An 11,942-nucleotide genomic window follows, 5' to 3' on the forward strand; every position below is an offset into this window, starting at 1 on the left:
CAAAAGAAAGGCCCTGGCAGATGCCTAGGACCTTTTCTTCTATACTTTAGTTTTTTTTGATAACTTAAAATGTTTTATTCATTTTACGCATAATGAATTTTTGAAGTTCAACTACTATAAGAATAGTAAGTGATAGTCCAATAGCAATTATCCAATGCGTCATACTGATAGCAACTAAGTTAAAAATACCAGCTAAGAATGGTACAGTAGCCACTATGGTAATCAATGCAATTGAGAGCATTGCTAACCAGAACAAGTTCATGTTGGATGTGATCCCAACTTTGAAAATAGATTCTTTACTACGTGCGTTGAAGATGTGCAGTACAGAAGACCAACCAAGAATTAAGAAAGCCATTGTTTGACCAACGTCATGACTTGCGGTGATCGTAGAATCGATATCAATAAATGAACCCACGTAGAAACCAATAAGAGTCGTAATTGTGAACGTTAAAGCTGCAATTGCAATATTCCGATAGCCGCCCTTAGCGAAGATACTTTCACCTTTAGCTGTTGGTTCATTAGCCATAATAGTCGGATCAGCTTTTTCTTTGCTTAATGCAAAACCAGGAATTCCATCTGCTACTACATTAACAAATAGTAGTTGAATCGCAATAACTGGTAAGCCCCAGCCCATAATGACAGCAATTAACATAATGAAAATCTCTGAAATGTTACATGATAATAGGAAATAAACGGTTTTTTTGATATTCTCATAAACACGTCTACCTTCTTCAACAGCATGGACAATAGTATCAAATTTGTCATCGGTTAAGATCATGTCAGAAGCACTTTTAGCAACCTCAGTACCGGTAATTCCCATGGCAGTACCAACATCAGCCGCTTTTAAGGCGGGTGCATCATTGACACCGTCTCCGGTCATGGCTACTACTTCTCCATGTGATTGCCAAGCTTTAACGATTCTAATCTTGTCTTCAGGAGAAACACGTGCATAAACGGAATAATCACGAATTGTTTCTTTTAGTTTTTCATCTGAAAGTTTACCTAATTCAGCACCTGTGATTGCTTTATCGCCTTCTTCAAAAATACCTATTTGTTTAGCGATGGCAGAAGCTGTAGCAGCATGGTCACCAGTAATCATAATGGTTTTAATACCGGCTGACTTGGCTTCTTTAACTGCTTGGATGCTTTCTTCTCTTGGAGGATCAATCATTCCGACAATCCCAGCAAATGTAATCCCATCTTCAAGTTCTTCGGGACTTAAATCTTCTGGAAGTGTATCGTATGTTTTATATCCAACAGCGATAACACGTAAAGCATCATTAGCAAATGAGTCATGGATATCTCGTGCATTTTGACCTACTTCATCTGTAATAGACGAAAATTCAACTGGTAAACGATCAAAAGCTCCCTTAGTAATGGAAATGTAATGACCATCTATCTCATGAACAGTCGTCATCAACTTACGAATAGAATCAAAAGGTATCTCGTGCACACGTGGGTAAGACTCATCTAAATCATCTTTTTGTAGTCCTTTTTTTTGTAACAAGCGGATAATCGCTGTTTCAGTAGGATCACCACTAATAACTTCCTCGCCATCACGATCTTCAATAGTCGCATTTGAGGCTAGGCTCATCATCTTAAGAACCCATTTTTCATCATCACCAAACTCATTTTTTACATTTATTGGTTCATGAGGAAAAGCCCAAAGCTTTTGAATGGTCATTTGATTTTGAGTTAATGTTCCTGTTTTATCTGAAGCAATAACAGAAGCACTACCTAAAGTTTCAACGGAAGGGATGGTTCGGATGATCGCATTGCGATCTACCATATTTTTCACACCATTAGCTAATGAAATAGTGACGATAACAGGTAAGGTTTCAGGAACAGCTGCAACAGCAAGTGATACAGCAGTCATTAAGCTAAGGATAAATGCTTCTCCTTGAAGGAAGCTTAAAATGAAAATAATAACCCCAGCAATTAAAGCTATGACACTTACTTGTTTTCCTAAACTATCCATTCTAGATTGTAAAGGTGTTTTTCCTTGTTTAGTACTGTTCAATAAGTTTGCAACAGAACCCATTTCTGTGTCCATACCAGTTGTTACGACAATAGCTTTTGCTCGTCCATTGGTAACCAAGGTTCCAGAAAAAACAGTATTAAATACATCACCAACAGGGCTGTCTTCTTCAATTTCTGCATTTTCGTCTTTTTCGACAGGCACACTTTCACCAGTTAATGCAGACTCTTCGACTTGTAAATCACCACTAGAAATTAAACGAGCATCTGCAGGTATTTGATCACCTGCTTCTAATAGTATAATGTCTCCTGGTACTAACTCGGCAGCGTCAATAACGTCTTCTTGACCATCTCTTATAACGCGTGCTTGTGGAGCAGATAGACTTTGCAATGAAGCCAAAGCTTTTTCAGCTTTTCCTTCCTGCCTAAGAGCAATAACAACATTGATGACAATAATAGAGAAGATTACAATAGGTTCTGATAAATCGTCGGGGTGTTCAGTAATGGCAATATACGTGGAGATAATTCCGGCAAGGATCAAGATAATAACGGTGACATCTTTTAATTGATCAAGAATCTTTGAAAATAAAGAAACACTTTCCTCTTCATCAAATTGGTTGGCACCAAATTGTTTTTTGTGTTCTTCTACTTCCTTCGGGGATAACCCTGTTTCTGCGTTGCTGTTGAACTGTGATATAATGGAATCTAATTTTTTTGTTCTAAAATCCATAACATTCCTCCTAATAAGTATTTTTAACATAATGGATGAAACAAGTAAGTTAGACAAGCAACCACTTGTTTGTTTCTATAAGTATACCAATATTTTTTTGCTTTTGTCAAGTTAGGAGCTTGAAAAAAAGTAAGTAATATTAAAATATTAGTAGGGCAATATTATTTTAGGTAAAAAAAACCACCCATATAAAAAGGGTGGTAGAGGAGTCATTGCCATTTACTTTGGAGGAGAAAAGGCAATATAAAAAGTTGGTTGTTATTGGTATAAGTAAACTATAACGATAAGTTATGAAGAAAATGTGATGAAATTTATATATATCCCTTAAGGTAATGATAAAAGATAAAAAAGCTATCTCAATTAAGAGATAGCTAAGGGGATAAGACTCTTTTCAATAGGGGGAGAAAAGAGAGTGAAAATAAATTCAGTTTTATTTAAACAACGCTTATAGTTTATCATAATCAATTAAACATCCTATGATAAACAAGTAAAAAATTTAATGGAATTAAATTAAAAAATACTTATTTAATCATTACTTAGATAAAGCGTTCACGATTGCTTTATTAAAAGCGGGAAGGTCTTCAGGTGTACGGCTTGAAATAATGCCGCTTTCGTCTTCCACAACTTCGCTATCCTCAAATAATGCGCCTGCATTTTTTAAGTCGACACCCACTTGTTTAACAGCAGTCATTCTTTTGCCTTTAACAACTTCAGCGTTAATAAGAAGTTGTGGACCATGGCAAATTGAAAAAATTGGTTTTTTAGCATCAGCGAATGCCTTAGTAAAAGCTAAAAATCGATCATCCGCTCTTAATTGATCTGGTGAAAAACCACCGGGAATCAATAGTGCATCGAACTCTTCCGGTGAAACATCATCAATACCTTTATCAATGGTAATGGTGGTTTCTCCTTTTTTACCTGTAACAGTATTCCCTGCTTTTTTCTCGATAGTGATCACTTCATGACCTGCATTTGTTAAAGCCTCTTTTGGAGAAGTGAATTCGACATCTTCAAATAAATTGGTCACAACTGTTGCAATTTTCTTTCCCATGTATAATCCCTCTTTCCTTAAAATTTAACTACGATAAGTGTAGCGCAGATGAAAAGTGTCATCAAGTATTAGGCTTTTCTACATAAAGTAATCGCTAACATAGTCTTATCTTTTTTATCAAGTACATGTTATCATTAAATGATAAAAGGTGGAATGGAGTTGGAAAGAGATGAATATTGCATTTATTGCTCATGATAAGAAAAAAGATGAAATGGTAAAATTAACCACAGCTTATCGAGAAATTATCAAAGATCACCAAATATTTGCGACAGGAACTACCGGACAGCGAATTATTGAAGCAACTGGTTTAGATGTTCATCGCTTTAAATCAGGCCCACTTGGTGGAGACCAACAAATTGGAGCATATGTGTCGGACAATAAGATAGATTTAGTTATTTTTTTGAGAGATCCGTTAACAGCACAACCGCATGAGCCGGATATTTCAGCATTGCTTAGGTTATGTGATGTTTATGAGATCCCTTTAGCAACAAACCTCGGAACGAGTGAAATTTTATTACGAGGCTTAGGAAATGGTTTTATTGAATGGCGCAAAACAAAACGAGAAGCCCAATTAGAAGAACTAAAAGAGTACGAATAAAAAGATGGAGCTGGGACGATTTCCCAGCTCCATCTTTTTATTTACAAGCCACATTTTAATTGAGCATTGCAGTTAGTACAAGTATTGCAACCGCCTAAATCTTCTACTGTTCCTTGGCGACAGATGGGACAAGTATCTCCAACTTCATTTCCATACTTATTTTCTTCGCTAATAGGAGCGACTTGAATCGTTTTTTGTGCTGTGGGAGACAATTCTTCTTTTGTTTCTTCATCCCATATTGTTTCTTCAGCTTTTAAGGTCAAGACTTGTGTGTCACGGCTACCATCTACATAAACTGTACCGCCTTTTGCTCCACCTTTATAAAGACGTTCATAGATTGTTTGAACTTGTTCGACTGTATACCCTCTAGGAGCATTAACTGTTTTTGAAATAGAACTGTCAATCCATCGTTGAATCGTACATTGAACATCAACATGAGCTTCAGGTTTTAGGCTCATAGCTGATACAAATTGTTTTGGCAACCGTTCAGGATCTGTTTCTGGATGATGATCTAGGTATTCTTGAACGATATCAGCTTTTACTTCGATAAATTTACCTAAGCGTCCGCTTCTAAAATAACTGAAAGAGTAGTAGGGCTCGAGTCCGGTGGAAACGCCAACCATGGTACCTGTCGAACCTGTTGGGGCGACCGTTAATAAATGAGAATTGCGTATCCCATATCTCATAATACCTTCATGGATATGTTTTGGCATTTTCTTCATATAACCAGATTGAAGGAACTTTTCTCTTAGTTTAGTGGTCTCTGCTTCAGTTTTTCCAATTAAAAATGGAAAGCTGCCTCGTTCTTTTGCTAACTCAATAGAAGCCTCATAGGCTGAAACCGCAATAACTTCAAATATCTTGTCTACTAACTGATTTCCTTCTTGAGAACCGTATTCTGCGCCACAGTAAATTAGTAAATCAGCGAGTCCCATAATCCCTAAACCAACACGGCGTTCGCCTAAAGCTTGTTTTTCGTTTTCTGCTAAGAAGTAAGGAGTGGCATCAATCACGTTATCTTGCATACGTACACCGACTTGAACGGTTTGCTTTAATTTATCAAAATTAATTGTTCCAGATTTCTTATTGGCCATTTCAGCTAGATTGACAGCTGCTAAATTACAAACAGAATAAGGAGCAAGAGGCTGTTCGCCGCACGGATTTGTAGCAACGACTTTTTGCCCATAAGCAGAAGCATTCGTCATCTGATTTGCATTATCGATAAAGAAAATGCCAGGCTCAGCAGCGTAAGTCGCACAAATAGTAATTAGTTTCCATAATTCACGAGCAGGTATGGTTCGATACGTATGAACGCCATGTCCCGAAGATTCCCAATCACGGACATCGCCAATTTCTGACCAATGAGCATTGTATTCTTCCATTTCCTCTGGGCTGTATGTTTCTACGGCAGGGAAGCGAAGAGGATAGTCTGCACCTTTTTCAACAGCCTCCATAAAATCAGTTGTTAGACAAACTGAAATATTTGCTCCAGATAAAAAGTCTGGATCGTGTACACTATACGTGCCGCCTTCGTTTAATTTAGCTGCCGCTTCTTTTATTAGAGTCGCATCAAATCCACCATAACCAGGTACATTTTTATAATTTAAAATACTTTGATACATGGCAATCTCACGTTCAGTAAAAGGTGTGAAAAGTAACTTATCGGTAGCTAATTTCTTTATTTGAGCATCTGTTGTATTTTCAATCAAATACCGTAGAATACGAGGATTCTGCATTTTTGAAATAATAAACTCAAGAATATCGGGATGCCAATCAGCCAGCATAATCATTTGAGCCCCACGACGACTGCCTCCTTGTTCAACCAAATGAGTCAACTTAGCGATGTCATCTAACCAAGAAACAGCTCCTGATGATTTGCCGTTCACACCACGTGCTAGCGTATGACGTGGGCGAAGTGTAGAACCATTTGTTCCAACGCCGCCCCCACGGCTCATGATTTCCATCACTTGTTTTCGATGATCTGAAATGCCTTCGCGTGAGTCAGGGACAAAGGGCATCACATAGCAGTTGAAGTAAGTGACATCGGTTTTTGAGCCTGCACCATATAAAACGCGACCTGCAGGAACAAAATTCAAACTTTTTAATTCTTCATAAAAAGCAGTATAAGCAACTTTTCTTTTTTCAGGAGTTGATTCGATAGCGGCTAAACCAGTTGCGTTTCGTTTTGCAATTTGTTCGTAAAAGATTTCAAGTGGTTTTTCAATCACATCTAAGCTACAAGTGATTAATCCTGTTTTTTTTTCATGATCCTCTTCAATGGATCCTCGGAATTCCTCATCAATTAAAATTGAAGCAGTGTGGTTAGAATAGTTGATGCTTGTAACAAATCCAGTGCCTCTTGTAGGGTATTGAGGGTCAGCTTTAATCGTTAAAACAACTAAGTCTCCGATAGAAAGAGTAGACTTAGAAATGTCTTTAAATGAATAACGATCTAACATAACTAAACGTGAAACACCTTTATAGGTTAAATTCATATCATCCGTTATCGGATGTACTTGTGGGAAAGCTTGTATAGCCTCATTTAATTTTGTGATATTTAAGTGCATTTTTGTAGAGGTATCTGCGATCATGGGTATCACTCCTTAATAATGTATGTAAATCAATAGATAAGTATAAAATACTATATGTCGTTATACACAATTCATATTACACTATATATAGTGTTTTTGCATTAAGAAAGTGGCTAAAGAACTATAAAAAATAAAAAGATTGAAGCAAAAACAACTCGCTTCAATCTTTTCAGAGAATAAATTTTAAAAAAAATTATTTTAGTAGAGGTCATTTAAAAAATCAAGTGCATAGTTGACATGTAATTCTGTAGCGATAGCTAATCCTCGTTCATCAATATCAAAATTTTCGTGATGATGTCCATACCACGTGTCCGGATTAGTAGGGTCTTTTGTCCCAACACGAGCATAAACCCCTTCAGCAACAGCTAAAAAGTCAGCGAAATCATCTGCGCCTAAGCTTTTTGGATTATTTTGAATAACATTTTCTGCACCCACGATATCAGCTCCTACACGAGCTGCACGACTTGCAGCAGTTTGATGGTTGATAAGAGGCGCAGCCGCATCATAATTTTCAAATTCTATAGTAGTACGATGGGCTGTTGCCACATCTCGTGCCACGCGTTCGACAGCCTCTAATACAAATTGGCGTGTTGTGTGGCTGAAAGTACGAACAGTTCCTTCAAGGGAAGCTTCGTTGGCAATAATATTGTAACGAGTTCCAGCATTCAATACGCCTACAGCAACCACGACATTGTCTAAAGGACTAACTTCACGGGCAACAATGCTCTGCAATTCGACAGTAATAGCAGCGGCGGTCAGTAAAGCATCTCTTCCTAAATCAGGTCTAGCAGCATGCCCACTTTCGCCAGTCACTTTGATTTTAAAAATATCACAAGATGCATTTGTGGGACCAGCAGTAGAAACGATTTTTCCAGTTTCAATAGAAGAGTCGACATGGATACCAAAAAATTGATCGACATTGTGAACAAACCCGCCAGATACAAATTGTCTTGCACCAGCGCCGATTTCTTCAGCTTGTTGGAAAGCTAATTTGATAGTGCCTGCAAAATCTGCTTCATGATTTTTTAAAATTTTTGCGGCCCCTAATAAAGCTGAGGTATGACCATCATGACCGCATGCATGATGTAAGCCTTCATTAAGTGACTTGTAGGGTTTATCTTTTGCGTCTTCTAATTCAAGAGCATCAATATCAGCTCTTAAGAGAATGGTTTTTCCTGGTCCTTTTTGACCAATTATGGTTCCGATAGCTCCTGTTTCACCCACAGATTCGTAAGGGATTTCTAATTGATCTAATTGATTTTTGATGAATTTAATCGTTTCATATTCTTTTAAACTTGGTTCAGGATGTTGGTGAAGATAACGACGCAATGCAATAACCTCTTGAGCTCCTTGTTGAACTTCTTCGTGTACTGTAGATTGAGTAAGTAATGTTGACATTAATTATCATCCTCTCTAATTTAGTTGACACTTTCTATTTGTATCTAATTACCAAACTGGAATAGAAGAACCTTTTGATGTTTCTGCGATGACTTCTTTTGTATCTTCTGCTTGATAAGCTTCTATAATTTTTTGGAACACTTCATTATCTTTATCTTCTTCTCTTGAAACAATCGCATTGTAATAAGGATCAGATGATTCAGTAACCGGTTCTAAGAAAACCGCATCTTCAGTTGGAATGAAGCCAGCATCAACGGCCATTCCGCTATTAATAACGGAAGCAGTCACATCATCTAAAGCACGAGCAGTTTGAGAAGAGTCCAATGTTTCAAATGTTAAATTCAAGGGGTTGGAAGTAATGTCATCGACTACAGGGATTTGTTTTTTTTCAGGATTAACTTCAATTAAACCGGCTGTTTGAAGTAATAGTAAAGCTCTTCCTTCATTAGAAACATCATTTGGAATAGCAATCACATCATTTTCTTTTATTTCTGAAACGTCTTGGATACTTGATGAATAAATGCCCAGAGGAGCGATAACCGTATCAGCGATAGCGACTAGATTTTCTCCATGGTCTTCGTTAAAAGAATCCATGAAAATTTTCGTTTGAAACGAGTTTAAATCTAATTCTCCCTCAGCAAGAGCGACATTAGGCGTAGCGTAATCTGTAAATTTAACCAGTTCGATCTCAATACCATCCGAAGCTAATTTTTCTTTCACGAAATCCCATACTTCATTCACTTCGCCAACTACCCCAATTTTAATGGGTTCAGATGCTTTTGCATCTGAAGCAGTATCTGTTCCACAAGCTGTTGTTACCAAGAGTCCTAATGCTAATGTTAATCCTAAAAATCCTTTTTTTAATCTTTTCATGTTATTTTCCTCCAATGTCATCTAGTGACTCGTTTTTTTAACTAACGCATTTCCTATAAATTGACTAATAAAAACAATAAGTAAAATAATAACGGTTGCGACTAATGTCACATCATTCTGGAAACGATTGTACCCTCGAGAGATGGCTAAATTTCCTAACCCGCCGCCTCCAATTGCTCCTGCCATGGCTGTTAACCCAATCAAGTTAATAATGGTTACAGAAGAGACACGAATAATGGCTGTTAGACCTTCTTTTAAATACACAAGAAAAATGATTTCTAAAGGGCTGGAACCCATAGATTCAGCAGCCTCTATAACGCCAGGATCAACTTCTAGAAGAGCATTTTGAATTTGTCTTGCAAAAAACGGAACGGTTCCAATGACCAAAGGGACAATAGCTGCGGTTGTTCCAATTGACGTATCAACAAGAAAACGGGTAAAGGGAACAACTAAAGCCATCATAATAATGAATGGCAAAGAACGAAAGAGATTAACAATTTGATCGAGTAAACTGTAAAGTCGCGGTCTTTCTAAAATACCACCTTGGTCTGTTACAACAAGAACGACTCCTAAAATTAAACCAAGGACACCTGCAATCAATCCTGTAACAGTTACCATGTACAATGTTTGTAAAGTACTTTCAACAATTTCATCTTTTAATGGAATAACATTTTCAAAATAGGTTGTAAGAAATTCAGTCATAGTCGTTCACTCCTTAAACAATATAGTGTTCTTTTTTTAATGGAATAACTTTTTGGTGATGGTGAATCAAGGTTACTTTTACGTTTTTAGACTTTAAATAGGCAAGGGCGTTGTCTCTACGGCCTGGTTCGCCACTTAAGACAACAATCAGATTGCCGACAGGCGTTTCTTGTAAAATCTCCACATTTCCAAATAAAATATTGGTGGTAACTCCAAAACGAGTAGTCAGTGTAGCAATCAATGGATCACTTGTACTTGCACCAACGTAAGAAATATTAGCTAAGACATCATTAGTCTGCAAATCGAGTAATGTAGGATGTTTTAAAATATTTTCTAGCGCTTGATCAACATGAGTTGAAGTGTTGATAAACTCTTTTGTGATCCTTTCTTTAGGTTCGGTGAAAATAGAAACCAAATCACCTTCTTCAACAACATGACCATTTTCCATGACAGCTACTTTGTTGCAAATTTCTTTTACAACTTGCATCTCGTGGGTGATGATGACAATCGTCAGTGCTAATTTTTTGTTCAACTCTTTCAATAATTCTAAAATCGAAAGAGTTGTCTTTGGATCTAGGGCACTTGTGGCTTCATCACATAATAAGACTTCAGGATCGTTGGCTAAAGAACGAGCAATAGCTACACGCTGTTTTTGTCCACCAGATAACTGAGAAGGGTATGCGGAACTTTTATCGGTTAGTCCTACCAACTGTAATAACTCGGCAACTTTTTCTTTGATCTGTGATTTAGTTAAACCCGATTTTCTTAAAGGATAAGCAACATTTTCAGCAATCGTGCGAGAGCCCATTAAGTTGAAATGCTGAAAGATCATCCCGATTTTCTTGCGCGCAGCTCGTAATTGCTTTGGTTTTAAACTTAATAAATCTTGACCTGAAACGATTACTGATCCTTCTGACGGTCGTTGAAGAAGGTTGATGGTACGGACTAAAGTGCTTTTCCCAGCGCCGCTATAGCCGACAATTCCAAAAACATCTCCTTTTTCAATGGTTAACTGAACATTTTCTACTGCTTTTATACTTGTTTCTCTTCCTTCAAACGTAACACTGACATTGTTTAGTGTGATCATATATATTCCTCCTTAAAATAGAAAAAGCATTCGCCCATTAACCTACTGCTGTAGATTAAAGGACGAACGCTTTACCGTCGTGTTACCACCTTTATTTGAGTTGTTCTCACAAACGACTCCTTATCAAGTACGAGAAGAAAACTTCTGATACTCTAGCACTGTAATGGGTGCGCCCATGATAGCCTAATGTTTAAAACACTTGGTATCCCACTCAGAGGCCATTTTCTTTTTACTCCTGCAAACCTGTTCTCAGCATTCAGGCTCTCTGTTAGTGCATTCAGTAAAAATACTTTTCTCTTCATTGCGTTTAGTTATGTAATTGTAAAATTAAAAAAGTCCTTACAAAGAAACGAACGAATTCGTTTCTTTGTAAGGACGAAAGTCAGTTATCTGCTTCGTGTTACCACCTTAATTTATAAGTATATTGCTATACTTACCTTATCCAGTACGTAAGACTAAATCGCCTTTTTATACTGTGACACTGTAACGGGTGTTCCCGTAGAAAGCTGACACATTTAAAAGTGCTTCGCTAACTCCACTCAAAGACCATCTTCGGTTCAATCTGACTAACCCATTTTCAGCAACTTACTGGGTTCTCTAAAATAGACAGGTACAAACGTACTCTTCTTTTCATAGTGTTTTATCATTTGATTATCATATTCCTTAACTTGTTCTTAATATACAGAAGAAAAAAATGATTGTCAATAACTAAATTTATTTTTGAAAGTATTTATTTTAACTAGCAGTATTCGCTACTACCCCAAACAGATAGAATGTGCTATAGTGGATTTGCCTAAAATATCTACTAAATAGTTTAGGCAATATATCAGAGTAGGAGACAAAGCGTTAAGTGTCGTAGGGATGGGATGTTGCCCACGGACGAAAAATTGTGTAGACAATTTGCGGTTTTGTTTCTGCATTCGCTGCATAAGATT

Annotated in this window: 8 protein-coding genes and 1 riboswitch; of the genes, 1 reads left to right on the forward strand and 7 read right to left on the reverse strand. The window is 37.1% G+C overall.

Going from position 1 to position 11,942, the window contains the following annotated elements; all coding sequences use genetic code 11:
- Positions 1-64 precede the first annotated feature (64 nt).
- Positions 65-2,707 carry a cation-translocating P-type ATPase gene (locus tag CAR_RS01365; protein WP_013709943.1) on the reverse strand — a complete coding sequence of 881 codons (2,643 nt, stop codon included), beginning with the start codon at positions 2,705-2,707 and terminating at the stop codon, positions 65-67.
- Between the two features lie 532 nt (positions 2,708-3,239).
- Complete coding sequence (locus CAR_RS01370) at positions 3,240-3,758, reverse strand: type 1 glutamine amidotransferase domain-containing protein (protein WP_013709944.1); 519 nt, start codon at positions 3,756-3,758, stop codon at positions 3,240-3,242.
- A 169-nt stretch (positions 3,759-3,927) separates the two neighbouring features.
- Between CAR_RS01370 and mgsA the strand changes: the two genes are divergently transcribed.
- Positions 3,928-4,356, forward strand: coding sequence for a methylglyoxal synthase (mgsA, locus tag CAR_RS01375; RefSeq protein WP_041556063.1), 429 nt, complete (start codon positions 3,928-3,930; stop codon positions 4,354-4,356).
- A gap of 41 nt (positions 4,357-4,397) precedes the next feature.
- On the opposite strand, the gene CAR_RS01380 is transcribed toward mgsA, so the two are convergent.
- The 5 genes from CAR_RS01380 to CAR_RS01400 all read right to left on the reverse strand — a co-directional run bounded on the left by CAR_RS01380 (position 4,398) and on the right by CAR_RS01400 (position 11,007).
- The gene (locus tag CAR_RS01380) at positions 4,398-6,947 is read right to left on the reverse strand and encodes a vitamin B12-dependent ribonucleotide reductase (RefSeq protein WP_013709946.1); all 2,550 of its coding nucleotides are present in this window, start codon (positions 6,945-6,947) and stop codon (positions 4,398-4,400) included.
- Positions 6,948-7,145: 198 nt separating this feature from the next.
- Complete coding sequence (locus CAR_RS01385) at positions 7,146-8,345, reverse strand: amidohydrolase (protein ID WP_013709947.1); 1,200 nt, start codon at positions 8,343-8,345, stop codon at positions 7,146-7,148.
- A gap of 48 nt (positions 8,346-8,393) precedes the next feature.
- A complete protein-coding gene (locus tag CAR_RS01390) occupies positions 8,394-9,218 on the reverse strand; it encodes a MetQ/NlpA family ABC transporter substrate-binding protein (protein WP_041556064.1) in 825 nt (274 codons plus the stop codon).
- Positions 9,219-9,239: 21 nt separating this feature from the next.
- Entirely contained in the window at positions 9,240-9,920 is a 681-nt protein-coding gene (locus CAR_RS01395; protein ID WP_013709949.1) for a methionine ABC transporter permease, read from the reverse strand.
- 13 nt (positions 9,921-9,933) lie between these two features.
- Positions 9,934-11,007, reverse strand: a complete 1,074-nt coding sequence (locus CAR_RS01400; protein ID WP_013709950.1) for a methionine ABC transporter ATP-binding protein — start codon at positions 11,005-11,007, stop codon at positions 9,934-9,936.
- Between the two features lie 825 nt (positions 11,008-11,832).
- Positions 11,833-11,935: riboswitch (THF riboswitch) on the forward strand.
- Positions 11,936-11,942 lie beyond the last annotated feature (7 nt).

It is taken from the genome of Carnobacterium sp. 17-4 (genome assembly GCF_000195575.1).
Taxonomy (GTDB): domain Bacteria; phylum Bacillota; class Bacilli; order Lactobacillales; family Carnobacteriaceae; genus Carnobacterium_B.

Excerpts from the sequence above, each read along its gene's own strand:
- CAR_RS01365 (WP_013709943.1), bottom strand. The coding sequence starts at position 2,707 with ATGGATTTTAGAACAAAAAAATTAGATTCCATTATATCACAGTTCAAC.
- CAR_RS01370 (WP_013709944.1), bottom strand. The coding sequence starts at position 3,758 with ATGGGAAAGAAAATTGCAACAGTTGTGACCAATTTATTTGAAGATGTC.
- mgsA (WP_041556063.1), top strand. The coding sequence starts at position 3,928 with ATGAATATTGCATTTATTGCTCATGATAAGAAAAAAGATGAAATGGTA.
- CAR_RS01380 (WP_013709946.1), bottom strand. The coding sequence starts at position 6,947 with ATGATCGCAGATACCTCTACAAAAATGCACTTAAATATCACAAAATTA.
- CAR_RS01385 (WP_013709947.1), bottom strand. The coding sequence starts at position 8,345 with ATGTCAACATTACTTACTCAATCTACAGTACACGAAGAAGTTCAACAA.
- CAR_RS01390 (WP_041556064.1), bottom strand. The coding sequence starts at position 9,218 with ATGAAAAGATTAAAAAAAGGATTTTTAGGATTAACATTAGCATTAGGA.
- CAR_RS01395 (WP_013709949.1), bottom strand. The coding sequence starts at position 9,920 with ATGACTGAATTTCTTACAACCTATTTTGAAAATGTTATTCCATTAAAA.
- CAR_RS01400 (WP_013709950.1), bottom strand. The coding sequence starts at position 11,007 with ATGATCACACTAAACAATGTCAGTGTTACGTTTGAAGGAAGAGAAACA.